This window comes from Nocardia mexicana NBRC 108244, from assembly GCF_001613165.1.
GTDB classification, from domain to species: domain Bacteria; phylum Actinomycetota; class Actinomycetes; order Mycobacteriales; family Mycobacteriaceae; genus Nocardia; species Nocardia mexicana.
On record NZ_BDBV01000036.1, the window covers coordinates 21604 to 44762 of the forward strand.

Sequence of the window (23159 nt, forward strand, 5' to 3'; positions counted from 1 at the left end):
CGTCAACGACTTCCGACTCGGGACGGCTGCGGGGTGTCGCGCGACGATGCCAGCAGGTCGTTGAGCAGGTTCACGACATCGCCGATGGTGTCGACCTCGTGCAGGCGCTCGTCGGTGACCTGCACGTGATATCTCTTCTCGAGATACACCAGGAAGTCCATCAGGTTCAGCGAGTCCATCTCGAGGTCGTCTTCCAGCGACGACGTCGCGGAAATATCGACATTCTCGAGTTCCAGGTCCAGACGATCGGCGATGCTCCGCAGGCCCTCGGCGATCTCGGTTGTAGTTATCGCGTTCATTCGACTTCGCTCCACTCGATTCGTTTCGTTGTCACGATGAGATTCCGTCGGGCCAGCGCAGTACCGTCGCCCCCCAGCTGGCCCCCGCGCCGAAAGCGGTCAGCAACACGGTTTCCTTGCCGACCAGGACGCCGTTGTCGTGCGCTCTGCTCAACGCGATCGGAATCGACGCTGCCGCAGTGTTTCCGATGTCGGCGAGGTCGACCAGTGACCGCTCCGCGGGCACGTCGAGCTCGCGGGCGACCTCCTTCAGAATTCGCGCATTCGCCTGGTGTGCGACGAGCAGATCGACATCGTCCGCGGTCAGTGCCTCGTCCGCCAGCACCGCGCGGCAGCACTCGGTCATCCGCGCGACGGCCCACCGGTACGTGGCTCGACCGTTCATCCGCAGATACGGGTCGTGGGGGTCGTTCGTCGGCTCGTGCGGGGTCCGGCTGCCGCCGGACTCGACGTAGGCGAGATCCCACAGCCGCCCGTCCGACCCGAGCCGTACCCGACCGATGCTGCCCAGCTCGCCCGGATCGCCGCGGCGGATCACCATCGCCGCGGCGCCGTCGCCGAATATCGGTGCGGTGCCACGATCCCGGGGAAAGATGATCGAGGAGTACTTCTCGGCCCCGATCAGGAGCACGGCGTTGGCGTCCCCGGTCGCGATCAGCCCCGAGGCGACGCTCATGCCGGCGAGAAATCCGGTGCAGGCGGAGTTCAGATCGAACGTGGCGGCTCCCGACAGGCCCAGATCCGAGGCCACGATCGGTGCGGTCGCCGGGCATTTCATGTCGGGGGTGGTCGTGGCGACGATGACCGTGTCGACCTCGGTGGCGGCGGTGGCCCGGTCCAAAGCGGCGCGCCCGGCTCGCGTCGCGAGCACCGAGGTCGGCTCGTCGGCACCGGCACGCGACCGCGCACGGATGCCGGTCCGGGTGCTGATCCACTCGTCGCTGGTGTCTATCCGCTGTGCGAGTTCATCATTGGTCTCCCGCGCATCGGGCAGGTGGTGGCCGATGGCGTCGATCACCCCGGAAAAGGTCCTCGGGTCCTGAATTGCATTGTGTGTCATCTGATTTCCTTTCAACGCGGTGCGGTTCCGCCGCCGCCGTCGACCGGAAGCACCGCCGCCGTGACGAAGCTGGCGTCGTCGCTGGCGAGAAACCTGGCGGCCGCGGCGACTTCGTCGGGGGTGCCGGCGCGATTCAGCGAGGCCTTGCCGATGATGTGGGCACGTCGCTGCCCGGCGAGATCGGCGGTCATGTCGGTCTCGATCAAGCCCGGTGCGACGATATTCGCGGTGATCTTGCGCGAGCCGTACTCATGGGCCACCGACCGCGCGAATCCGATCAGGCCGGCCTTCGACGCCGCGTAATTGGTCTGGCCCGGGGCGCCGGTTTGACCGACCGTCGATGAGACGTAGACCAGTCGTCCCCAGCCGGCGCCGAGCATGTCCGGCAGGACGGCCTTGGTCATCCGTACCGCGCCGAGCAGATTGACGTCGACCACGCCGAGGAACTCGTCCTCGGACATGCGCAACAGGAGTTTGTCGTTGACCGTGCCCGCGTTGGAGATCATGACCTGGATGGCGCCCTGCTGCGCGCGGACCTCGTCGACCGCGTCGGCCACCGATTCGGTGCTCGAGACATCGCATCGGACCGCGAACAGGTCCGGCGGCGGTTCGCCCGACCGGTAGGTGATCGCGACCTTGTCGCCGTCGGCGGCCAGCGCCCTGGCGATCGCGAGACCGATCCCTCGGTTACCCCCGGTGACGAGTACCGACCGCGTCATGACACTGCTCCGTTCGAGATCGGCGACTGCAGCATGGGCTCGATCTCGGCCAGCGCCTGGTGCGCGTCGCCGAACACGACGGCCCGCCAGCCCGCCGCTTCGGCGCCCGCGCAGTTGTCCTCGATATCGTCGACGAGCAGGCACTGCTGTGGCGGAACGCCGGCGCGTTCGGCGGCGAGGTCGAACATCTGCCGCTGCGGTTTGCGGTGACCGACCCGGAAGGACAGGAGGACATCGTCGAAGAGTTCGGCGACGTCGACCATCCGCCGCCAATGCGTGTCCCAGGTCGGCACCATGTTGGAGACGAGCCCGACGAAAACCCCCGATGCCCGCAGCGTTCTCAGGGCGGCCACCCATTCGTGGTTCGTCTCGCGACCGTCGAACCAGGCGTCGGCGAGGGTGGAAAGGCCCAGGCGCACGTTGTGGTCCGCGGCGAGGACTTCGTCGACCTGAGCCAGCCACACGTCCTCGGCGACCAGCGGCGTGTCGAGCGGCTCCATGATGTCCTCGGTGCCGTACCGAGCGGTGACCTTGCCGACCGCTGCCATCAGCACCGCCACGTCGATGCCCCTCGCGGCGCAGAACGTGCCCATGGTGTGGCTGATCGGCGGGGTGAGCACACCCCCGAAATCTGTCCACACTGCCGCAATCTTGTTGCGTCCCATCACAATTCTCCTGTCAGTGCAACGAACTCGAGCGATACCTCCGCGACCGTCGAATCGCCCTGCAGGAATGTCACCTGCAGGCGTACGGCGCCCGGACCGGTGGCGTCGCGAACCACCGCCGCAGCGGTCAGCGGCTGGTCCAGTTCCGCGTAGCGTTCGAAGGCGGCGGCGATGCCGACCGCCGCATGACCCTCGAGACCCTGTTCCGTGTCGTCGTCGAGAACGATCAGCGCCAGCTGGCGAGCCGCCTCGGTCAGGACCATCCCCGGCAGGTGGTCGTAGTCGTGGTCGAACAGCGCACGGTTGCCGAAGTCGGGGGCTACCGTCGCGGTGGCGCCGCTGCCCCGCCGATGCAGATCGGCCAGCACGACGTTGCGTCCGTCCCAGCGTCCGACCCGGTGCGGGGGGACCCGGTCTCCGCCGCGCGCTCCGACGTAGTCGGCGGTGCTCGGCGGCGGGGTGCCGCGATGGAAGTCGCGGAGCGTCTTGTTCTCGCTCCCGGACACGATCATCGCGTTGATCTCGTGGGTGCCGATGTGGATCCCGTCGAGGTGGAGCTGTTGTTCGGCGCTGGCCTTGCGAATCCGGCCGCGCCTGTTCGGCGTTCCGAACAGGGTGGTCTCGATGGCGAGTTCGCCGGGATTCGGGCCGATCAGCATGGCGTCCGGGTCGGACACGTCGAGCTTGAACGCGCTCACTGCCATCGCCGACTCGAGTGGCAGCCCCAGCAACAGGTGCGAGCTGAGGATCGCCGCCTGGCGGGAACACTCGAGCAGCAGGAGTGGGTCGTACCGGGGCCGACGCATCGTGCTGTCGCTGTAGTAGCGGTGCGCCACCGGCAGTTGCGCACCGACCACGCACCGCCGCTCATCGAGTTCGGCGACGTCGACCGCGAAGACCTCCGCGATGGACGATCGGTGCACCAGCGATCGATCGACCGTGCGTCGGAAACTCAACGGGCGCTGCCCGGTGACCGGCGCAATGTACTCACTAACAGCCATCGGCAATTTCTCCCAGGGGATCTGAATCAGGTCCGTTCGACGGCGAACGTCGATGGACAAATTCTTACGGCACCGAGGTAGAGGCCGCATCGAATAAGGACCCCATTCGGCGGAAACTATTCGAAGGATCGCCCCGGTCGGATCGCCGGACGCAGTGCCACTACAACTTTGGATAGGCACCAGTTGATCTTCCGGTGCCAAATATTGCGTTGCGGCCCTGACACTAATTACCGTCGCTTTCGTATTCACACCGTCTGGCGAATCGAAAAGAATCGTCATCGCGGACACGGATGAGGGAGAATACTGGTGACTGTAAACCCCGCACAAGAAATGAGCAGCCTGCACATCGCCATTCGCGAAATCGTCGCCGCGGAGTTGGAGATCGACCCCGGCGACCTCGACCCGACGGCCGACTTCGAGAACGAGTACGAGGCGGACTCGTTGACACTGCTCGCGGTGGTGACGCGGTTCGAACGTGAACTGTCGATCGTCATACCCTCCGACGAGACGGTGGAGATGACGAACCTGGAGCGGGTCTTCGAACTCGTCGCACAGCACGGTCACACCGCCGCCACCTCGCCCGGCGGAACGGCGTCCGATGTCTGACACCGGGCATCGGAGGGTCGTCGTCACCGGGCTCGGGGTGGTCAGCAGCATCGGGATCGGGGCAGCGGCGTTCGGTCACGCGATCCGGGCGGGCCGCTCCGGGATGACCCCGATCAGCAGCTTCGACACGAGCCGGTTCCCCAAGCGCATCGGTGGTGAGGTCCAGGACTTCGACGCGGCCGAGCACCTGGAACGGATCGATCCGGCGGACTGGGGCCGCAGCGCGCTCTTCGCCGCTGCCGCGGCCCGGCTCGCGGCCCGTGACGCGGCCATCGACCCCGAGCTGCTGAGCTCATCGGTGTCCGGCTCCGTCATGGGCACCACCAGCGGGGAGTCGGCGGTCACGCAGCGGCTCGCCGAGCAGTCCCTGGCTTCCGGCATCAAGTCGATGGATCCGCGGCTGGTCCGCATGACCCCGGCGAACCGGATCGCCGGCGCCGTCAACAGCGAGCTCGGCCTCACCGGCGAGGCGAATGTCATCGCGACGGCCTGCTCGGCGAGCAACTACGCATTGGGATACGCCTATGACATGGTCGGAACCGGCGAGGCCGACTTCATGCTCGCCGGCGGCGCCGACGCGGTGAATCGGCACACGCACGCGGGCTTCCTGCGGCTCGGCGCGCTCGCCGACGATGTCATCCGCCCCTTCGACGTCAACCGATCGGGGATCATCACCGGCGAAGGCGGCGTTGCCCTGTTCCTCGAACCGCTACAGCATGCGCAGGCCCGCGGCGCGCGCATCTACGCCGAGGTGCTCGGTTACGGAGTCAACTGCGACGCGAAGCACATGGTGCATCCGGACGCGCACGCCCTGGCTCGGTGCATCGAAGCCGCACACACATCAGCGGGCGTGGTCGCGGCGGACATCGATTACATATGCGCGCACGGCACCGGCACGCCGGCGAACGACGAGGCCGAGATGGCCGCGATCCGTGCGGTTTTCGGCACGGACCTGCCGCCGGTCAGTTCCATCAAGTCGATGCTCGGGCACACGATGGGCGCCGCGAGCGGTTTCGGCGCGGCCGCCTGCTGCCTGGCGCTGCACGACGGATTCCTGCCGCCGACGGCGACCCTGGAGCAGGTCGATCCGGCACTCGGTGCGGACCTGGACTGCGTGCCCGGCACTGCCCGGCCCGCCGCGCTGCGGGTCGTGGAGAACCACGGCTTCGCCTTCGGCGGCAACAACGCCATCACACTGCTGGGGAGACCGACATGATCGCAACCGCACCGCTCGCCATCACCGGCTGCGGCGTCGTCTCGCCGGCCGGAACGGGAATGGAGAGGCTGGCCGAGCTGCTCGACGGGCCCGCAGTGACGGCGGCCGCCCCGGCGCCGGTCGATTCGGACACCCCGGACGGCGAGTCGTACCCGCCGATATCGGTGCACATGGTGCCCGAGATCGCGCTCGCCGACCATGTCGGCCGCAAGGGCACCCGGCGTCTCGATCGGATGGTCGGGCATGCGCTCATCGCGAGTCGGCTCGCCCTGGCCTCCGCTGGGCGATCCGACGAGGCCGCGCCGCGATCACGCACGGGCGTCGCGGTGGGCACGAGCACCGGGAGCATCCGCAGCCTCACCGAGATCGCGACCGACACTCTCACGCAGGACGAGCCGTACAACATCGCACCGTCCCGTTTCCCGAACACCGTGCTCAACTCGTGCGCGGGCCAGATCGCGATCTGGAACTCGCTGGGCGGCGTCAACTCGACACTGGCCGGCGGCCACGTCTCGAGCACGTCCGCGCTGCGGTTCGCGCACAATGCGATCCGGCACAACCACGCGACCAGCATGTTGGTCGGCGGAATCGAGGAACTGAGCCCGCAACTGGCGTGGGCGTGGCATCGGTCCGGCGTACTCCGGGCCGACGCGTCGCTGGGTGAGGGCTGTGCGCTCCTGGTCGCCGAGCATCCGGAGGTGGTCGGCGATCGCCGGGTGCTCGCGGAACTGCTCGGCACCGAGGTCGGCTACTTCGGATCCCAGCCGCGGCGCACCAGCATCGCACGCGGTCTCGCGGCCCGGATCGAACGGCTGCTGGCGCGGGGCGGGGTCTCGGCGGCCGAGATCGACGTCGTGTCGTTGGGTGGCGGCAGCCAGATCGGCGTACGCGGAATCGAAGAGCAAGCGGTTCGCATCGCGCTCGGATTCATGCCCGAACGGTCGCGGATCACCGACGTGCTCGGTGAATGCTTCAGCGCCGGCGGTGCGCTGCAGGCCGCTGCGCTGCTGGCCAGGTGGGACGGCGAGCGGCGGCCGAGCGAGCGGCATGCCCTGGTCACATCGCTCGGCCGAGACGGGACCGCGGGCTGTTTCCTGTTGCGCCGCACCGGGTAGCGGCGCGCGCAGGGCCCTGCGAATCCGCTCTTGACTCGGCGTCCTAAGCCTGCGGATAATCTCTACGCGAGAGTAGAAATATTTTCTACTTCGAAGTAGAAGTAGGACGGGGAGGCGTGATGGCGTCGTTGCGTGAGTGGTTGTTCCTGCCGAAGGTCGAGCCCGCGGAGGATTACGGGTTCTTCGGGCCCGACTCCGTCGCATGGAAGGTGTGGAGCTACCCGACCGGGCTGACGATCGGGTTCCAGCGGGCGGTCGTCATCGAGGAGCTCGATCCGGCGCTCGTCGCGTCGGTGGATCGGACCCAGGCCATCTACGACCGTCCTCGGACGCGTTACGACCGCACGCTGCGGTACTTCGCGATGGTCATGTTCGCCGACAGCCGGTCGACGGCGAAGGTCGCCGACGTGCTGGTCAAGATTCACTCCAAAGCCGTTGGCACAGACCCGGTTACGGGACAGCAGTACGACGCGAACGATCCGCACTCGCAGCTGTGGATCCACCTGACCGCCTGGCATTCGATCCTGGTCGCCTACGAGAAGTACGGGCCGGGCCGACTCAGCCCGGCGGAAGAGGGGAAGTACTGGGAGGAGTGCGCCCGCGCCGCCGAACTGCAGACCTGCGATCCGGCGGATGTACCGCGCACCCGCGAGGGGATCCAGCAGTATTTCGAGCAGATGCGGCCCCAGCTCATCGGGTCGGATATCGCGAAGAAGGCGATGCGGCATCTGCTGCGCGCCGACGTGATGCTGCCGCCGATGCCCCTGCTGTTCCGGCCGTTCTTCAAGATCGTCACGGCCTTCCTGCGGCGCGGGACGCTCGCGACGATGCCTCGATGGATGCGGGAGATGTCGGGCCTGCCGACCAACCGGCTCCTGGACCTGCTGGTGACCCCGCTGCTGAGTGCCGCGTTCACCCTGGTCGGTTTCAGTGTGCGGCTGGAACTGATTCTGCTGCGGCTGATTTCGCCTATGACGGTTCCGGTCGCCGCGCCGGTGCTGATGAAAATCCCACCGGTGCAACCGGTGACGATGACGCCCCGGCAGGCACAGGAACGCTACGGCTACGACGTTCCGAGCGAGGCACACCTCGAATTGCGGGAGAAGCAGCGAAATCGCGTGCTGGGCAACGGATTGGCGCCCAGCGACGAGGGCATCGTCGAGTCGCAGCCGATGCTCGGCCAGATCGCCTGAACGCGAGGTCGCTGCCATGATCAAGGAATTTCTGGACCACCGGCTGAGCCTGCGTCAGATCCTGCACCTCGCCGTCGCCGCCGCGCTCGTCATCGGCATCCCCTACCTCGGTATCGGGCTGTACTGGCTCTCGGCACACAACGACCACCTGGCCGAACTGCACGGCTTCGACAGGTTCGTCTCGATCCTCGGTGAGGTGCTCGTCTGGCCGCTGCTGCTCGTCTCGAACATCTCGTTGCGCTGAGGACAGGTCGGCATCATCCCGAGCCGCGGCGCCGGGCACGACGCGCCGCCGATCCCGGCAGAGTGCGGCGGGCCCGAACCAAGGCCACGATCCCGATTCCACCGGCCACGACACCGGTGAGCAGCACGACGACGGCGGTAGCGAGCAGGGCGAGCCACCGCGGCATGACGGTGTCGAGCGCCGCGATACCGAATCCGAGGAACAGTGCGGCACCGCTGAGGAGCGCGATCGCAGCGAAACCGAGAGCGACCCCGGCCAGCACGATGAATCCGAGTTGGTCGCGAAGCCGTGACCGCCAGCGTAACCATCGCTGACGCAGGCACTTTCGGATGGTCGCTGTTCCGGCGGTGTGAACAGTCACAACTGGTCCTCGGTTCTTTGGGGCAGGTCAGGGCCGGATCATCCAGCCGAGCGCGACACGGGCGAAGGGCCGGATGAACAGCGCGGTCCAGCTGAGCGGAAGAAAGGCGAACACGGCCGGACGGCCGCTGACCGTCCACGCGAGATCGGTGCCACCGTCCGAGGTCGGGGTGAGCTCGAAGTCCTGGACGTAGGACTTGGCGAACAGCGGGATCGAGGTACCGATCCCGACGGCGGTGAGGCGCTGGTGCGGGCGACAGTGTGTGACCTGCTCGTCTGCGGCGAACAGCGGGGTGTCGAGTTTGCGCAAGGCCCCTACACCGCGGTCGCTGCCGGTGTAGCGGATGCCGTTGATGAACGGCAGCCAGGAGAACGCGCCGTCTTCGAGTGCGTTCCATACGCGTTGCGGCGGAGCGTGGAGGTGGCAGGTGGTGGTCATCGCGAAGGTCGGACGGGCAGTGAGGATGGCCTCCAGATCCCGATCCGGTAGCGGTGTCGCCTTGTGCGACAACAGGGTTCGAGTGCGCCGCCGCAGTACGACGAGCACGGCGACGGCGATGAGACCGGCCAGGACCGCAAGGGCGACAACGGCCGCGATGACGAGTCGGATCATGATGATGAAGCTCCGTATCAGGATTGCGGGAGTACGGGTGAGTCGACCTTGTTGACCAGCCAGACACCGCTGGCGTTCTGCTCCAGGGACACGGTGATCGACAGTTGCCCCGGACGGGGCTGGTTGCCGGTGCCGACGCTCGTGATGGTCTGACCGATGACGACGACGGCTCGCGCGGTGTGGGCGTCGGCCTTCTCGATGGCGCACTGCACGGTGCTCACCTTCGACACGACCTGTCCCTGCCGCAGCACCTCGCGCAGGTCTTTGCTGGTGGCATCGAATTCCTTCCGCCAGTCGCCGGTCGCGCCGCGCAGGACGCCGGCGAAATAGGAGTCGAGGTCGCCCGCGTCGTAGTTGGCTATGACGGGCCCGTACTCGCAGGCCGCCCGCTGCGCCGCGGCACGGGCGTTCTCGAGGTCCCGGACATGTTCGTGCTGGACGTAGAAATAGGTCCCGGCCGCGGCTCCGGCAATGCCGATCACGCCCGCGACTGTCGGCGCCACGATCCGCAGTCGCCGCCGCATCGGTTGTGCCGCTGGTTCATTCGCGGTCTCGCCGGGGTCGCCGGTGGAATCAGGGTCGCCCATGGCCGGGCCTCCTCTTCGGATCGATGGGTACGCATTCAGTTGGCGGGCAGGGGAACCGAGGCTTCGTCACCACGGATGCCCAGTGGAGGACCCGCGCCGTTGTCGGGTCCCGGCGGGCGGGGCGCATTCGCCGACCCGCGGACCTGCAGGGCGGGATTCGTGGTGACGCAGTAGTTGTAGAGACGGCTGCGGCCGTCGGCGACCGTCGCCGGAGACACCGGAATCGTGTCGTATTCACAGGTCGGACGTGGCCAGATATCCATCATGGTGTGGAAGGCGTTGTCGTGAACGGGAACCCCCATCGCGTCGGTCCCGGCGCGGAGTGCGGGAAACAGCGCCGCCATGGCCGGGGTGCGCAGCCTGGCGGCCCGGGTGATGGCGACGAAGTTGGTGACCAGGTTGGTGACGGGATCGGCGGTCTCAGCGACGACACCGCCGAGCGCGGCCAGCTGCCCGGGGCCGAGGTCCAGCAGTCGGCGAACCTCCTGGTCGGCCGCGGTGAGCTGATCGAACAGTTCGCCGGAGCCGTGGACGAGAGTGGTCAGGTCCGGCTGGGCATGGGAGGTGGTCTCGGCGATGACGCCGAGATTGGCGACGAGTTTCTCGGTCTGCGGCAGCAGTCCGGTCAGCCCGGCCAGCGCTTGGCTGATGCCGCTGATCACCGTGCGCAGCCGATCGGGTCCGTCGGCGAGGGCACGGTCGAGTTCGTCCACGATCACCGTGAGGCGGTGGGGGTTGAGGCCCGAGATCAGCGCGCTGGTGTTGGTGAGGAAGGAGTTGATCGTCACCGGGGTAGCGGTACGGGAGGTATCGATCACGTCCCCGTCGGACAGGTAGGGGCCGTCGTCGGTATCGGGCCGGAAATCGAGATACTGCTCCCCCGCCGCGGACAGTCGTTGCACCGCAACGGTACCCGAATCCGGGATGCGTATCCGCGCGTCGATGTCGGCGACGGCGGTGACACCGCGCGCGGACAGCTGCACGGCCCGGACGGTGCCGACACGGACGCCGCGGAACATGGCGTCGTTGTTGGGCAGCAACCCGCCCGAGACGGTCAGTTCCACACGGACGGTGTAGGTTTCGCGCAGCGGATTGATCCGGACGACGTCGACGAGCAGGTACCCGGTTCCGGCCAGCAGCATGGCGATCATGCCGATCGTAGCGAGGCCGAACACGTGCCTTCGGGCCCAATCCCCCAGCTGGAGTGCGATATTCGCCACGACATCCGAAAGGAAGTCGACAAGCGTGAGCAGTTGTGCGAACAGCGACGGTTTCCCCGGCGGCGGAGCGGTCGGCGGTGTCATCTGTGGCCCCCTTGCAGTCGCCCGATGACGCGCTGGATGACCTCGGCGAGGCTGCCGACGAAGGCGGTGACATCGCTGCCGTCGGGTAGCTTGCTGCCCTGCGGATCGGTGAGCGCGCCGATACCGAGATAGGAGATGGTGGCGCCCACGGCCAGGGAGTTGCCCCGGGTGGTGGCCATCAGCGACGGGTACAGGGTGTGCAGTCCGTCCAGGGTGCCCGCGAGATTGCCACCCATGCGGGTGAAACCGTCCATCAGTTGCTGCACGCTGTTGAAGAGACTGACGAACTGCGGTCCCGTCGTCGCCGTGAAGTCGCCGACCGCGGCCATGGTGCTCGACACCTTGGTCGTGAGATCGGCTATGGCACGGTTGTTTTCGGCCAGGACGCCGATCAGTGGCGAGAAGGTGTCGGCGGCCCGGCCGAGCTCGACCCGGCGCTGGTTGAGCATGGTACTCAGATCCGCGAGGCCGTACAGGAGACCGTCGATTTGAGCGGTACGCGCGTTGAGCGCCGACAGAGTGGCGGTCAGTTCGGTGAACAGGTGCCCCAGCTGCGGGCCGCGCCCCGCGACCATCGAATTCATCTCGCTGGTGATGCGGGCGACCTGATCGAGTGCGCCACCGTTGAGCAGCATCGAGATCGACGCCATCAGCTCCTCGACCGACGCACCGGCGGACGTGTGACTGCGATCGATGAGATCGCCGTCGCGCAGCACGCGAGTGCCCTTCTCCGGCAGGGTTATTGCGACGAAGATGTCGCCGAGTGGGGTGGCCTGCCGCAGTTCGGCGCGGGTGCCCTCCGGAAGAGGGATATCGGCGCGGATGCGCATGCCGACATCGGCGAGGAAGTTGGTCGTCTCGATGCGGTCGACGACGCCGATATCCGTACCACCGATCTTGACACGGGCACGTTCGGGCAGATTCAGCGCGTTGTCGAACACCGCATGCAGCCGGTAGCTGGGGCCCTCGACGCCCGGTTTGGGCAGCGGGACGTTGTCGACCGTGACGGCGCATCCCGCGATCGACAGCGCCGCGAGGGCCGCGGCGAGGATCCTGCAGGGCCCGGTCATCGCGTCAGTCCCAGTACGGCGAACATCAGACCGAAGTCGGGCCCGAAGTCGGCGAGCCTGCCGGTGCGGCAACCGTCGGCGCGCAACTGCACGCGCTCGCAGAAGGTGGACAGGGTTTCGTTGTCCAGCAACGACTTATCGGTCAGCAGGTGCAGCCGGGCCGCCTGGTTCTCACGGCTCATCGAGTTGGCGAAGTTGCCGAAGAACAGCGGCCCGACGTCGACGATCTCGGTGAGGCCGCGCGCGTTGTCGCGCAGCTGCCCGGTGATGCCGATCAGCCGGTTCAACGCGTCGGTCAGCGGCTGCCGATTCTCGGCGACGACGGTGCCGGTGTTGGTGACGAAGTCGTTGACCTGCGCGAGGACCGCGTGCAGGCCCGGCGCCTGGGCGCGCATCAGGTCGACCAGCTCGGTCAGGCGGGCGCTGAAGTCGCGCACGGTCTGGTCGTTGTCGGCGACGATGGTGGTCAGGTCGTTGAGTTCGACTATGGCACTGGAGATCTGGTCCTTGTTGGCCAGTCCCACCTCGAACGCCGAGGACAGCGCGTTCAACGTCTCGCGGATCTTGTCGCCGTTGCTGTCGAGCAGCGGGAACAGGACGCGGCTGGCCATCGGCCCGTCGGTCGAGCTGCCTTTCAACGATGCGCCGAGCTGTTCGAAGTTCTTCAGGATCCGATCCAGATCGACCGGAGTCCGGGTGCGTTCCAAGGGAATATGCATGCCGTCGGCGAGGGTCGGCCCGGTGCCGGAGTAGGCCGGGGTGAGTTCGATGTGCCGATTGGTGATCAGCTGCGGTGACACCAGCGCGGCCATGGCATCGGCCGGTAGCACGACATCGCCGTCGATGGTCATCCGGACCTGCACGTAGTGGCCCTTGGCCTCGATGGCGTCGATCTGCCCGACCGGCAGGCCGAGCACCGATACCTCGTTACCGGAGTACAGACCGGCGACATTCTCGAAGTCGGCGCTGAGGTGGATCTGCTTGCCCAGCAAACGATCCGGTAGGGACGTCAGGGCGTGGGGCAGTACCGAGCAGGCCGCAGCCAGGATCGCGACCGCGCCGATAACCGTCGCGCGCAGCAGCATTCGGGTTCGCGTCATCGGCAGCCCTCCACCACCGCGACCACGCACAGCCAGTTGTCCGGGAACACCCATGGCAGGTACACCTCTCCGTACGGCCCGTTGCCGAAGGCGTTGTTGAATTGCCGCAGTGTCGGCGGCATGATCTGGTAGAGCCGGTCGAGGTTCTCGCGGTTGCGCTCCAGGCCCTGCGACATGGTGTTCAGATTCTGAATCAGCGGAGCCAGCTGCCCACCGTTCTCGATGCCCATGTCCTGCAGCGTTTTCGACACCGCGGCGATGTTGTCGAGCAGTTGCCGGATCAGCTCCCGGCGCTGGGCGACCGCATCGCCGATGGCCTGGCCGCGGGTCAGCAGCATCAGCACGCTGTTGCGATTGTCGGAGACCAGCCTGGATACCGCGTCGACATTTTTCAGCAGTCCGTCGACCTCGTCGCGGCGATCGCTGACCACCTTGGCCAGGACCCCGACCGCGTCCAGGGCCTGGGCCGTCAATTGCGGCGAGTCGCCCATCTGCGCGGCGACCGCGTCCAGCGACTGCCGGAGTTTGCCGGGGTCCAGGCGTTCGACGTGCTCGAACGAATGCTTGTAGGTGGGGTCGTTGACGACCTTGGACAGGTTGTACGGCACCGACGTCTGCGCGAGGGGGATGGTGGTGCCCGCCAGCGGCTCTCCCGTTCCGGGCTCGAGCTCGACGTGCATCTTGCCGAGGATGGTCGACATCTTGATCGCGGCGCGGGCGTCGTGCCCGAGCTCGGTATCCCGGTCGATCGACATCTCCACCACGACCCGGTCGCGTTCCAGGTGCGCGGATTTCACCGTGCCGATCTCGATGCCGGACATGTCGACGCTGTTGCCCGGCCGCAGACCGGCCGCCTGCGCGAACTCGGCCCGCACCACACGGTCGCCGATACCGGCCCGGCTCAGCAGGCTGGATCCGGCCAGCAGCAGGACGACGACGGCACCGGCGGCCATGCCCAGCCAGAAGTGGCGATTGCGCCGATAGGACGGGACCGCGGTCCACATCGCGGGCAGCGTCGGGAGACCGAACCGGCTCAGCAGCCGGTTGACCGGGCCCAGCCGGCGCAGGAATCCGAGGATCATCGGCACACCTCCGAATGCGCGTTGCCGCCGATGCGGGAGAACAACCCGCGCGGGAACAGCACGCCCCACAGCGAGACGTCCAGCCCGCAGACGTAGGAGTTGATGTAGGTGCCGTTGCCGCTGATCCGGGCGAGCCCGGCCAATACGTACGGCAGCTCGACGGCGGCCTGATCCAGGCGAGAACCGTTGGCCAGCAATAGGTCCACGCCAGTGGTCGCGTACCGCTGGGCCTGTGCCATACCCGGCGCGACCTGCGCTATCAGGTCCGCCAGTTGCGTCGTGGATGCCGATACCTGTTCGACGGCCGGTTTCAGTGCCTCGCCCTGTTCGTACAGGCCGGTCACCAGGGCGCGGGACTGGGTGATGAGGGTCTCGAGTTCTCCGCTGCGGTTGGCGAGCCCGGCCACGACGCCGCTGAGGTTGGTGATCACCGCACCCAGAATGTCGTCGCGTTGCTTGAAAGTGCTTGCCAGCCCGGCGGCTTGGGTGATCAGGGCGCTCAATGACACGTTGTCGCCCTGTAGCGCCTGCACGAGTGTTTCCGACAGCGAATTGACGTCGTCGGGTTGCAGCACGCTGAACAGTGGCTCGAATCCGGCGAGCAGGGTCGACACGTCGAACGACGACTCGGTGCGCCCCAGCGGGATCGCGCCACCCGGTGGCAGCGGATCGACGCCGCCGGTTCCGGGCAGTAGCGCCACGTAGCGCTGCCCGATCAGGTTCTGATAGCGGATCGCGGCTTTGGTCGCGGTGGTCAGGTGCTGGCGGGACTGGATCCGGAACTGCACCCGCGCCTTGCGATTCGGGTCGAAGTCGATGGCGTCGACGCGTCCGACCCGCACCCCGGCCATGCGCACGTCGTCGCCGGTGCGCAGGCCGAGTACATTGTCGAATGTGGCCGCGTACCGGTGGGTGTCGCCGGGCACCGACCGCTGCAGGGTGGACCAGATCGTGTAGGACGCGATCAGCGCCAGCGCGACGAACAGACTGAAAACATGCACCGCGGTGCGGGTTTTGATCATCGTCAATGCCTTCCCGAGGGGGTCACGGTGACCGAACCATCGGCCAATACCGGTGCCAGGAGCAGCAATTGGGCCGTGGTGGGCCTACCGCCGACCATCGCGGCGATCGCATCGGCGCCACGCAGCGGCGCAGCGGCCGGTGCCGTGGACTCCGGGACGGGACCCGCCGCGGGCACACCGTCCGCCGAAGGCGGTCCGGGCGGTGCCGGAGGTCCCGGCAGCGCGGGAAGTCCGGGCAGTGATGGTATGCCCGGAAGTGTGAGTCCGAGTGGCGTCGGCGGGCCCGGCACCGGCGGACCCGCCGCCTCCGCTCGCCGGGGCAGCAACTGGGGCGGAAATTGTTGCGGTACAGCGCTATCCGGAACCGACGGACCACCGCAGCGCGGGCCGTACAGGTATTCGTAATGCGGACAGTCCTGAGCCGTGTACTGCTTGAACGGGGTGAAGGTCACGGTGATCGCCCAGTTCATCTGCTTGGACGGACCCCAGTTGAACACCGTGGCCAACTTGCTCAGCGCGACGTTCAGGTTCGCCACCGACTCCGCGATCGCGCCCGGATCCGCGGCCAGCGCACCGAAGGTCTCGTCCAGGCCGGACACCAATTCCTTACCGGCATCGGGATTTCGGGCGAACAGCGAGTTGGTCGCGTCGACGGCGGCACCGGCGCCGGACAGCAGCGCCACCACGCCCGCACGCCGGTCGATGACGGTGCGCGCGGCGGTCACCGATTCGGCGAGCACGTCGACCAGCTCCGGGGTGGACCGGCTGATCGCCGCCGAGGCGGCACCGAGATTGCCCAGCAACTCGCCGATACCCGGGGTGGCGCGGACCGTCGTGGTCCACTGGTCCAGGCGTTCGATGGTCGAGCCGGGCACCCGGGCGGCCGGGTCCAGGGCGTCGGCGAGAGTCCCCAGCACCCGGCCGAGCTTGTCCGGCTGGATGTTGTCGAGGACGGTGCGCAGCGTGGTCAGGGTGGTCTGCAGCTGGGTGGTCTCCGTGCTGGTGTCCTGCCGAATCGTCGCTCCCGCGCGCAGGCCCGCGGCGGGCCCGTTGTCGACCAGTTCGATCGCGGTGACGCCGAAGATGTTGGCGGGCACCACACGTGCGGTCACGGTCTCCGGAATAGACTGCGCGACATCGGCATTCAATGCCAGTCGGACGTTCTGCCGCTCGCCCCTCGCGACGATGTCCGCCCCGTCGGCACGGCCGACGAGCATGCCGCGGAATTTCACATCGGCGTGTTCGGGCAGGCCGTCGCCGGTCCCGGTCATCACCGCGGTCACCGCGACGTCGTCGCCGAAATGCCCGGTGTAGCGCAGGCCCAGCAGGTACACCACGGCGGAGACGGCCGCGGCGACGGCAACACCGCCCAGCACCAGGGCACGAGGCGACGGCCCGCGCCCGGTCGGATCGATCATCATCGAGGCCCCCTACCCGGAGATCCGAATGCCGGGGTCGATGCCCCAGATGGACATGGTCAACAGCAGATTCGCGAAGACGACCACGATGATCGCCATCCGGATCGCGCGGCCCGCGGCCACTCCGACCCCCTCCGGACCACCCGCGGCGACGAACCCGTAATAACATTGGATGAACGTCGTAAGCACCACGTAGACAACGACTTTCAGCGCCGAGTAGGCGATGTCGACCGGGTTGAGAAACTGGTGAAAGTAGTGGTCGTAGGTGCCGAGCGTGGTGCCGCCCAGAAACAGCACCGCCACCCTCGTCGTCACATACGCCACCGCCAGGCCCACGCTGTACAGCGGCAGGATCGCGACCGTCGCCGCGAGCATGCGGGTGGTGACCAGATATGGCAGCGGGCGGATGGCGATCGACTCCAATGCATCGATCTCCTCGGAGATGCGCATGGACCCGATCTGCGCGGTGAATCGGCAGCCGGCCTGTGCGGCGAACGCCAGCGTCGCCAGCAGCGGCGCCAGTTCCCGGGTGGTGGCGAATCCGGATACCGCGCCGGTCAGCGGGCTCATGGTCAGCAGATCGAGCGCGGTGTGCGATTCCATGCCGACGGTGACGCCGCCGAACCCGCACAGGATCAGCACCACGCCGATACAGCCGCCGCCCACCACCAGCGACCCGTTGCCCCAGGTGACATCGGTGATCAGCCGCAGCAGTTCCTTGCTGTAGTGGCGCAGCACGAACGGGATCGCGGCCAGTGCCTGCAGGAACAGCAGGCCCTGATGCCCCAGGCGGGCACTGACTCCGGCCGGCGCCAGCACCATGCCGCGGATCCGCCGGACGGGTCGCGCCAGCGGCGGCACATACTGGGTCATCTCAGATCACCTTGGTCGGGAACAGCGTGTTGTAGATCTGAGTGACGACGATGTTCGTCGCGAACAGCACGATCGCGGAGTTGACCACCGAGGAGTTCACCGCGTTCGCCACCCCGCCGGGCCCGCCCTTGGTGTTGAGCCCGGTATCGCAGGCGATGATCGCCGCCAGCGCGCCGAAGATCATCGCCTTCACCAGTGCCACCGCCAGGTCACTGGCCACGGCGAAGGAGGCGAAGGTGCTGATGTAGGAGCCGGGCGTCCCGGACTGGATGTAGATGTTGAACACATAGCCGGTGGCGAACCCGACGAAGACGACCAGTCCGCACAGCAGCACGCTGACCAGCATCGATGCCGCCAGCCGAGGGGCGACCAGCCGCCGGACCGGATCGACGCCCATCACGACCATCGCGTCGATCTCCTCCCGGATCGTGCGCGATCCCAGATCCGCGCAGATCGAGGAGCCGACCGCGCCGGCGATCATGAGCGAGGTCACCAGAGGCGCGCCCTGGCGAATAATGCCCAGCCCGTTGACGGCGCCGATGAACGTGGTCGCGCCGACCTGCGAGACCAGCGAACCGACCTGGATCGACACCACCACCGCGATCGGCACCGCCACCAGCAGCGTCGGCGTGGCCGAAACGCTCGCCATGAACGCGCACTGCTTGACGAACTCCTGCCACGGAAACCGGCGCCGCGCAAGGGAAGTCGCCAATTCGGTGGTGGCACGGCCGGTCATGACCACCTGGCGGCCCGCGGTCTCGACCGATCGCTGCGGGTGGTCGCGCCAATAGTCCAGAACGGATCGGATCACCCGAGCCCGATCGGAAAGGCCGCGCTCGATGCCTGTCGACACCGTCATCGGCGTCGCCTCCTTCGTAGCCGCGCCCCCGAACGTGCGGGTGGCGCGGCACCCTCCCTATAACTACGGTTACGTAGAACTTGTTTTCTACGCTCGCGTAGAAGTGTGATCGACACGGTAGCAAGCGGGAGGCAGGGCCGCAGCGGTTTGAGGGATGATTTCTTGGTGAGTGTTGAGCGGAAGTCCTCGGGCGTGTGGCAGGTCTCGCCGGAGGCACGGACCGGTCGCCGGCGGCGCAACGGCCCCCGGCTACCGCCGGACCAGCGGCGTGAGCAGTTGCTCGACGCCGCGTTGGCGGTCGTCGGCCGCGACGGCCTGGCGAACCTGACGATGCAGGCGGTGGCCAAACAGGCGGGCGTCGCGAAGCCGGTGCTGTACGCGATGTATCCGACCGCGCCGGAACTTGTTGCGGCACTGCTGCATCGCGAGCATGCGCGCGGGATGTCGCAGGTGTTCGACGCCCTGCCGCAGCAGGATTTTCACGAATCGGATCCGGATCAGGCGTACCTGGAAGCGGTCATGATGTTCCTCGGCGCTGTCGCCGCCGCCCCGCACCGGTGGCGGCTGATCCTCATGCAGCACGACGGCGCGCCCGCCGACTATCGCGAATTGCTCGCCGATGCCCGCGGCGGCCTGCTCGACCGCTGCGCACAACTGCTCGACGCCGGTATCGCCGTGCGCGGCGGCCCGAAGGACGCCGACGTCGAACTCATCGCCCACGTCATGCTCGGCTTCGTCGAGGTCCTCGGCCGCCTCGTGCTCTCGGATCCCGGCCGATTCCCACCCGAGCGGCTGCGCTCGACGGTCCGGGCACTCATCCGGACGCTGCCCAACGGACCTGCCGAGTCCGCCGGAACGCCGGGCAGGGAATCGGCCTCCCCCGCCGCGGCCGAGTGAAAAATTGAGTCCGCTGCCGACCTCCAGCTCCGCTGGTGATTCCCGGGAAGACCCCGGGAAGGTCCTCGTCGTCGGAGACCTGCACGGCAATGGCACCCATGCCAGGACTCTCCTGCGCATCGCGGCCCGGCGGGGTTGCCGGGCGGTGTTCGCCCTGGGCGACTTCGGCGCCGTCGAACACACCCGCGCCGGGCGCCGCTACTTCGATCATGTCGATCGCGCCGCCGCCCGTCACGATCTCACCGTGTACTTCCTCGACGGCAACCACGACAATGCCGCGCTGCTGTTGACGTACTACCGCGACGTTCGCGACGCGGACGGATTTCTCCGCTGCCGCAACCGGATTCGATATGCACCCCGCGGCCATCGCTGGACCTGGAACGGCACCCGGTTCGCCGCATTCGGCGGCGCCTACTCCGTCGACAAACCCCGCCGATTGGCCGAACAGGCTCGCCGTGCCGCGCGGGCCAGACGGCATCGCCGTCCGCCCGAAATCGACAGTCACACACTGTGGTTCCCCGACGAACAGATGACCGACGACGACCTGAAAACACTGCTGGCCGCCGACTCAGCACCGGTCGACATCCTGCTGACGCACGACAAACCCCGCGCCGCACAGCCCGACCACAACCGCAAGACCGCCCCGGAATGCCTGCCCAACCAGGACCGAATCCAACTACTGGTCGACACCTTGCATCCCGCGCTACTACTGCACGGGCATCTGCACTACCGCTACACCGACCTACTCACCGGCGGTACCGGTCGACCGACCCGCGTCGAGGGCCTGGCCGCCGACCCCGACGTCTCCTGGCACCCGGGCTACCACCCCCGCGACTCCTGGCTGGAACTCCCCCTGCCCTATCCCCCACACACGGCGGGAGCTTGACCAACTCCGGTTGCTGCTCAACGCAACCGAATCGGGCGTTGCTGGCTAAGGTGAAGGTCATGGGTCCCGCGAAGATCGTGATCATCGGCGGTGGTTTCGCCGGCGTCGAGTGCGCTCGCTACCTGGAGCGGCACCTGCGTCCGGAGGAGGCGTTCGTCCAGCTCGTCACGCCGGACGCCGGGCTGCTCTACCTGCCGCTGCTGCCGCAGGTCGCCTCGGGCGTGCTCAATCCGCGGTCGATTTCGGTGTCGCTGCGGCGGGTGCTGCGACGCACCGAGGTGGTGCCGGGGATGGCGGTGGGGGTGGATCCGAAGACCCGGCAGGTCGTGGTGCGCCGGTCGGCGGGCACCGAATGTGCCCTGGACTACGACCATCTGGTGCTGGTCCCCGGCAGCATCACCCGCGTGCTCGACGTGCCGGGCCTGCACGATCACGGATTCGGCATGAAGACCCTCGCCGAGGCCATGTATCTGCGCGATCACGTACTGCAGCAGCTGGATGTGGCGGCCATGCGCGGCGAGGAGGACCTGGACCAGGAGCGGCTCAATTTCGTCACCATCGGTGCGGGGTACGCCGGGACCGAAACGACCGCGGTGCTCAACAAGGTCACCCGGGCGGCCGCGCGCCGGTTCTTCCCGGAGGCAGAATCCCGCATGGTGCGTTGGCATCTCGTCACCCGGGGTGACCGGATCATGCCCGAACTCGGGGAACGGCTGGGCGAGCGAGCTAAACAGAACCTCGCGGAACGCGGCATCGAATTGGTATGCGGCGCTTCGGCGAAGGAGGTCACCGCGCACGGCGTGACACTCACCGACGGACGGTTCATTCCGTCGCGCACCGTGGTGTGGACCGCGGGGGTCGCGCCCAGCCCACTGGCGGGACATCTGGGCGCCGACACGGCGAAGGGGCGCATCGTCGCCGACGCCGATCTCACCGTGCCCGGACTCTCCGGCGTGTGGGCCTGCGGCGACGCGACCGCGGTGCCCGACCTGACCGCCGACGACGGCGCCGTATGCGCGCCCACCGCCCAGCACGCCATGCGGCAGGGCCGCCATCTCGGCAAGAACCTGGTGGCGGAGCTCCGTGGCGGGCGGCGGACGCCGTATCGGCACACCGATCTGGGCATGGTCGTGGACCTGGGCGGCAAGGACGCCGTGGCGCGCCCGCTGAAGATCCCCTTGCGCGGTGTCCCAGCACAATTCGTGACCCGTGGCTATCACCTCATGGCACTGCGGACGATCGTCGCGCGGGCTCGCGTGGCCTTCGACTGGGCCATCCACGGGATCACCGGCGACGACTTCCTGCGCATCGGCTACGGCGACCACGACACGCACACCATCGGCGGCTTCGAACAGACCGACTGCTACCTCCCCGCCGAAGAGGTCCCGCTGGCCCTGAAAGCGCTCTGCCGCACCGACTGACGGCCGCTGCCGCGGCGCAGGGACGCATCAATCCCCGGCGGGGAGTACCGCGAGGTCGAGCCCGCGCAGCCGGACGGGGTCGGCGACGACCTCGTAGGCGGCGATGCGGTTGTCGGCGACGGTGACCCGCAGGGCCAGCAGGAGGCGGCCGCGCGGGGCGACGACGATGCCGACCGCGCCGTCGACGAGCGCGAGGGCGGCCACACCGGAGCGGCGGCGCAGGACGACGGTTTCCTCGGCCACGGCCGCCGCACCGCGCACGACGGTGGCCATACCGGCGGGCAGGGCGGCGGGGTCCGCGGTGCGCACCACGTCGGGCGCCAGAATCTCCAGCAGTCCGTGCAGGTCACCATCGCGGGCAGCACCGAGGAAGGCGTCGACGACCGCGCGCTGGACGGCGAGTTCCGCGGCCGGGAGGTCATCGGCACGACGGACCCGCAGGCGGGCGCGGCTGGCGAGCTTCTTGGTGGTGGCGGCGCTGCGGCCGAGGACCGGGGCGATGTCGTCGAACGAGATGCCGAACAGGTCGTGCAGGACGAAGGCGACGCGCTGGTCGGGGTTCAGCGTGTCCAGGACGACCAGCAGTGCCCGCCCGACCGAGTCGATCAGGACGGCCTCGTGTTCGGGGTCGCCGTCGTACGCGGCGTCACCCACATCGCCCAGCCGGTCGGTCGGGTCCTCGCGGCGCGCGGTCCGGGTGCGCAGCATATCGAGGCAGATCCGGGATACGACCGTGGTGAGCCAGGCGGTGAGGTTGTCGATATCGCGGGAATCGTTGCGGGCCAAGCGGAGCCAGGTCTCCTGGACCGCGTCGTCGGCATCGGCGCTGTCGCCCAGGAGGCGGTAGGCGACGGCCCGGAGTTGGTCGCGCCGCGCCTCGAAGTCCCGCGCCGAGATTTCCTGCTGGTTCACGCGTCACCTTTCTCCGTCGGGATCCGTCGAAGTGGTGACGGAAACAATCACCCGAGGGCCGACGGCGCGCCGCTCCATCGTAGGCGGCGCGGCGGCGAGGGACTCGGGAGGAAATCGAGGAGTGTCATGTTTGCTCTGTACACCGCCTTCACCCTGGTGACCGCCACCGCGGCCGGCGTGGGTTGCTGGATGAACTATGTCCGTCATCCCATTCCGACCGCGGCGGCCGAGGTGGTCCGGGTGCCGCAGTCCTGGATGATCATGCTGGGCACCCTGATGGGCGCCGGAGCGCTCGGACTGCTCGCCGGGTTCGCCCTTCCCGCACTCGGTATCGCGGCCGCGACCGGGCTCGTGCTGTATTTCATCGGGGCCGTCATCGCCCACCTCCGCGTCCGCGACTACGCGCTGGGCCGGGTCTCGGCGTTCCTGGCGTTGACAGTGATCACCCTGGCCGTCACGCTGGCCTACCATCTCGACTGACGGCCATCCCGCCTCGCGCCACGGCCGGATGAGCCAGCGAGCGGGAACGGGCCGGGATGGTCTCGGCCCGTTGGTTTTCCGACATCGAGTCGGCCGGTCGACACCGGCCGCTCAGCAGGACGTATGTCGATCAGCCCGGAACTTGAAGGCCAGGGTG

Annotated in this window: 26 protein-coding genes; 9 read left to right on the forward strand and 17 right to left on the reverse strand. The window is 67.8% G+C overall.

From position 1 onward, the window contains the following. Positions 1-2 precede the first annotated feature (2 nt). From NM1_RS14950 to NM1_RS14970, 5 genes are read right to left on the reverse strand one after another with little or no spacing between them, the layout of a single operon-like run. On the reverse strand, positions 3-299 hold the full coding sequence (locus NM1_RS14950; RefSeq protein ID WP_068019854.1) for an acyl carrier protein: 297 nt from the start codon (positions 297-299) through the stop codon (positions 3-5). 31 nt (positions 300-330) lie between these two features. Continuing rightward, the gene (locus tag NM1_RS14955; RefSeq protein ID WP_084519644.1) at positions 331-1359 is read right to left on the reverse strand and encodes a beta-ketoacyl-ACP synthase III; all 1029 of its coding nucleotides are present in this window, start codon (positions 1357-1359) and stop codon (positions 331-333) included. An 11-nt stretch (positions 1360-1370) separates the two neighbouring features. After that, entirely contained in the window at positions 1371-2078 is a 708-nt protein-coding gene (locus tag NM1_RS14960) for an SDR family oxidoreductase (protein WP_068019857.1), read from the reverse strand. Beyond that, complete coding sequence (locus NM1_RS14965) at positions 2075-2743, reverse strand: HAD family hydrolase (RefSeq protein ID WP_068019859.1); 669 nt, start codon at positions 2741-2743, stop codon at positions 2075-2077. The genes NM1_RS14960 and NM1_RS14965 overlap by 4 nt, the downstream gene beginning before the upstream one ends. Continuing rightward, positions 2743-3804, reverse strand: a complete 1062-nt coding sequence (locus NM1_RS14970; protein WP_068019861.1) for an AfsA-related hotdog domain-containing protein — start codon at positions 3802-3804, stop codon at positions 2743-2745. The genes NM1_RS14965 and NM1_RS14970 overlap by 1 nt, the downstream gene beginning before the upstream one ends. A gap of 246 nt (positions 3805-4050) precedes the next feature. On the opposite strand from NM1_RS14970, the gene NM1_RS14975 reads away from it, so the two are divergent. The 5 genes from NM1_RS14975 to NM1_RS14995 all read left to right on the forward strand — a co-directional run bounded on the left by NM1_RS14975 (position 4051) and on the right by NM1_RS14995 (position 8118). Continuing rightward, complete coding sequence (locus NM1_RS14975) at positions 4051-4350, forward strand: acyl carrier protein (RefSeq protein WP_147289087.1); 300 nt, start codon at positions 4051-4053, stop codon at positions 4348-4350. After that, positions 4343-5566, forward strand: a complete 1224-nt coding sequence (locus NM1_RS14980) for a beta-ketoacyl-[acyl-carrier-protein] synthase family protein (protein ID WP_068019865.1) — start codon at positions 4343-4345, stop codon at positions 5564-5566. The genes NM1_RS14975 and NM1_RS14980 overlap by 8 nt, the downstream gene beginning before the upstream one ends. Beyond that, entirely contained in the window at positions 5563-6681 is a 1119-nt protein-coding gene (locus NM1_RS14985; RefSeq protein WP_068019867.1) for a beta-ketoacyl synthase N-terminal-like domain-containing protein, read from the forward strand. The genes NM1_RS14980 and NM1_RS14985 overlap by 4 nt, the downstream gene beginning before the upstream one ends. 119 nt (positions 6682-6800) lie before the next feature. Further along, positions 6801-7874 (forward strand): oxygenase MpaB family protein, encoded by a 1074-nt coding sequence (locus NM1_RS14990; protein ID WP_068019869.1) that lies wholly within the window; start codon positions 6801-6803, stop codon positions 7872-7874. 16 nt (positions 7875-7890) lie between these two features. Next, positions 7891-8118 (forward strand): hypothetical protein, encoded by a 228-nt coding sequence (locus NM1_RS14995; protein ID WP_068019872.1) that lies wholly within the window; start codon positions 7891-7893, stop codon positions 8116-8118. A 13-nt stretch (positions 8119-8131) separates the two neighbouring features. Here the strand turns inward: NM1_RS14995 and NM1_RS15000 are convergent, their stop codons facing one another. The 11 genes from NM1_RS15000 to NM1_RS15050 all read right to left on the reverse strand — a co-directional run bounded on the left by NM1_RS15000 (position 8132) and on the right by NM1_RS15050 (position 18406). Beyond that, entirely contained in the window at positions 8132-8479 is a 348-nt protein-coding gene (locus NM1_RS15000) for a phage holin family protein (protein WP_114699759.1), read from the reverse strand. A 27-nt stretch (positions 8480-8506) separates the two neighbouring features. Then, positions 8507-9091, reverse strand: coding sequence for an SRPBCC family protein (locus NM1_RS15005; RefSeq protein ID WP_068019876.1), 585 nt, complete (start codon positions 9089-9091; stop codon positions 8507-8509). A 17-nt stretch (positions 9092-9108) separates the two neighbouring features. Next, a complete protein-coding gene (locus NM1_RS15010) occupies positions 9109-9678 on the reverse strand; it encodes an Rv1363c family protein (RefSeq protein ID WP_068019878.1) in 570 nt (189 codons plus the stop codon). Between the two features lie 35 nt (positions 9679-9713). Continuing rightward, entirely contained in the window at positions 9714-10829 is a 1116-nt protein-coding gene (locus NM1_RS15015) for an MCE family protein (RefSeq protein ID WP_246011589.1), read from the reverse strand. A gap of 149 nt (positions 10830-10978) precedes the next feature. After that, a complete protein-coding gene (locus NM1_RS15020) occupies positions 10979-12052 on the reverse strand; it encodes an MCE family protein (RefSeq protein ID WP_068019880.1) in 1074 nt (357 codons plus the stop codon). Further along, positions 12049-13152 (reverse strand): MCE family protein, encoded by a 1104-nt coding sequence (locus tag NM1_RS15025; RefSeq protein WP_068019882.1) that lies wholly within the window; start codon positions 13150-13152, stop codon positions 12049-12051. The genes NM1_RS15020 and NM1_RS15025 overlap by 4 nt, the downstream gene beginning before the upstream one ends. Beyond that, on the reverse strand, positions 13149-14234 hold the full coding sequence (locus tag NM1_RS15030) for an MCE family protein (protein ID WP_114699769.1): 1086 nt from the start codon (positions 14232-14234) through the stop codon (positions 13149-13151). The genes NM1_RS15025 and NM1_RS15030 overlap by 4 nt, the downstream gene beginning before the upstream one ends. After that, the gene (locus NM1_RS15035; RefSeq protein WP_068019883.1) at positions 14231-15256 is read right to left on the reverse strand and encodes an MlaD family protein; all 1026 of its coding nucleotides are present in this window, start codon (positions 15254-15256) and stop codon (positions 14231-14233) included. The genes NM1_RS15030 and NM1_RS15035 overlap by 4 nt, the downstream gene beginning before the upstream one ends. A gap of 2 nt (positions 15257-15258) precedes the next feature. Further along, positions 15259-16677 carry an MlaD family protein gene (locus tag NM1_RS15040; protein ID WP_068019885.1) on the reverse strand — a complete coding sequence of 473 codons (1419 nt, stop codon included), beginning with the start codon at positions 16675-16677 and terminating at the stop codon, positions 15259-15261. Positions 16678-16686: 9 nt separating this feature from the next. Beyond that, positions 16687-17547 (reverse strand): ABC transporter permease, encoded by an 861-nt coding sequence (locus NM1_RS15045; RefSeq protein WP_068019887.1) that lies wholly within the window; start codon positions 17545-17547, stop codon positions 16687-16689. 1 nt (position 17548) lies between these two features. Beyond that, the gene (locus NM1_RS15050) at positions 17549-18406 is read right to left on the reverse strand and encodes an MlaE family ABC transporter permease (protein WP_084519647.1); all 858 of its coding nucleotides are present in this window, start codon (positions 18404-18406) and stop codon (positions 17549-17551) included. Between the two features lie 165 nt (positions 18407-18571). Between NM1_RS15050 and NM1_RS15055 the strand changes: the two genes are divergently transcribed. Genes NM1_RS15055 through NM1_RS15065 form a run of 3 tightly spaced genes read left to right on the forward strand, consistent with a single transcriptional unit; the run spans position 18572 to position 21610 of the window. Then, positions 18572-19303: a TetR/AcrR family transcriptional regulator gene (locus tag NM1_RS15055; RefSeq protein ID WP_246011576.1), complete on the forward strand. Its 732-nt coding sequence runs from the start codon at positions 18572-18574 to the stop codon at positions 19301-19303. Between the two features lie 4 nt (positions 19304-19307). Then, positions 19308-20189: a metallophosphoesterase family protein gene (locus tag NM1_RS41095; RefSeq protein ID WP_169814260.1), complete on the forward strand. Its 882-nt coding sequence runs from the start codon at positions 19308-19310 to the stop codon at positions 20187-20189. Between the two features lie 59 nt (positions 20190-20248). After that, entirely contained in the window at positions 20249-21610 is a 1362-nt protein-coding gene (locus tag NM1_RS15065) for an NAD(P)/FAD-dependent oxidoreductase (protein WP_068019893.1), read from the forward strand. 27 nt (positions 21611-21637) lie between these two features. On the opposite strand, the gene NM1_RS15070 is transcribed toward NM1_RS15065, so the two are convergent. Further along, the gene (locus NM1_RS15070; protein ID WP_068019895.1) at positions 21638-22522 is read right to left on the reverse strand and encodes a sigma-70 family RNA polymerase sigma factor; all 885 of its coding nucleotides are present in this window, start codon (positions 22520-22522) and stop codon (positions 21638-21640) included. A 126-nt stretch (positions 22523-22648) separates the two neighbouring features. On the opposite strand from NM1_RS15070, the gene NM1_RS15075 reads away from it, so the two are divergent. Then, on the forward strand, positions 22649-23002 hold the full coding sequence (locus NM1_RS15075) for a DoxX family protein (protein WP_068019897.1): 354 nt from the start codon (positions 22649-22651) through the stop codon (positions 23000-23002). Positions 23003-23159 lie beyond the last annotated feature (157 nt).

Excerpts from the sequence above, each read along its gene's own strand:
- NM1_RS14950 (WP_068019854.1), bottom strand. The coding sequence starts at position 299 with ATGAACGCGATAACTACAACCGAGATCGCCGAGGGCCTGCGGAGCATC.
- NM1_RS14955 (WP_084519644.1), bottom strand. The coding sequence starts at position 1,359 with ATGACACACAATGCAATTCAGGACCCGAGGACCTTTTCCGGGGTGATC.
- NM1_RS14960 (WP_068019857.1), bottom strand. The coding sequence starts at position 2,078 with ATGACGCGGTCGGTACTCGTCACCGGGGGTAACCGAGGGATCGGTCTC.
- NM1_RS14965 (WP_068019859.1), bottom strand. The coding sequence starts at position 2,743 with ATGGGACGCAACAAGATTGCGGCAGTGTGGACAGATTTCGGGGGTGTG.
- NM1_RS14980 (WP_068019865.1), top strand. The coding sequence starts at position 4,343 with ATGTCTGACACCGGGCATCGGAGGGTCGTCGTCACCGGGCTCGGGGTG.
- NM1_RS14985 (WP_068019867.1), top strand. The coding sequence starts at position 5,563 with ATGATCGCAACCGCACCGCTCGCCATCACCGGCTGCGGCGTCGTCTCG.
- NM1_RS14990 (WP_068019869.1), top strand. The coding sequence starts at position 6,801 with ATGGCGTCGTTGCGTGAGTGGTTGTTCCTGCCGAAGGTCGAGCCCGCG.
- NM1_RS14995 (WP_068019872.1), top strand. The coding sequence starts at position 7,891 with ATGATCAAGGAATTTCTGGACCACCGGCTGAGCCTGCGTCAGATCCTG.
- NM1_RS15005 (WP_068019876.1), bottom strand. The coding sequence starts at position 9,091 with ATGATCCGACTCGTCATCGCGGCCGTTGTCGCCCTTGCGGTCCTGGCC.
- NM1_RS15010 (WP_068019878.1), bottom strand. The coding sequence starts at position 9,678 with ATGGGCGACCCTGATTCCACCGGCGACCCCGGCGAGACCGCGAATGAA.
- NM1_RS15015 (WP_246011589.1), bottom strand. The coding sequence starts at position 10,829 with ATGATCGCCATGCTGCTGGCCGGAACCGGGTACCTGCTCGTCGACGTC.
- NM1_RS15020 (WP_068019880.1), bottom strand. The coding sequence starts at position 12,052 with ATGACCGGGCCCTGCAGGATCCTCGCCGCGGCCCTCGCGGCGCTGTCG.
- NM1_RS15025 (WP_068019882.1), bottom strand. The coding sequence starts at position 13,152 with ATGACGCGAACCCGAATGCTGCTGCGCGCGACGGTTATCGGCGCGGTC.
- NM1_RS15030 (WP_114699769.1), bottom strand. The coding sequence starts at position 14,234 with ATGATCCTCGGATTCCTGCGCCGGCTGGGCCCGGTCAACCGGCTGCTG.
- NM1_RS15035 (WP_068019883.1), bottom strand. The coding sequence starts at position 15,256 with ATGATCAAAACCCGCACCGCGGTGCATGTTTTCAGTCTGTTCGTCGCG.
- NM1_RS15040 (WP_068019885.1), bottom strand. The coding sequence starts at position 16,677 with ATGATGATCGATCCGACCGGGCGCGGGCCGTCGCCTCGTGCCCTGGTG.
- NM1_RS15045 (WP_068019887.1), bottom strand. The coding sequence starts at position 17,547 with ATGACCCAGTATGTGCCGCCGCTGGCGCGACCCGTCCGGCGGATCCGC.
- NM1_RS15050 (WP_084519647.1), bottom strand. The coding sequence starts at position 18,406 with ATGACGGTGTCGACAGGCATCGAGCGCGGCCTTTCCGATCGGGCTCGG.
- NM1_RS15065 (WP_068019893.1), top strand. The coding sequence starts at position 20,249 with ATGGGTCCCGCGAAGATCGTGATCATCGGCGGTGGTTTCGCCGGCGTC.
- NM1_RS15075 (WP_068019897.1), top strand. The coding sequence starts at position 22,649 with ATGTTTGCTCTGTACACCGCCTTCACCCTGGTGACCGCCACCGCGGCC.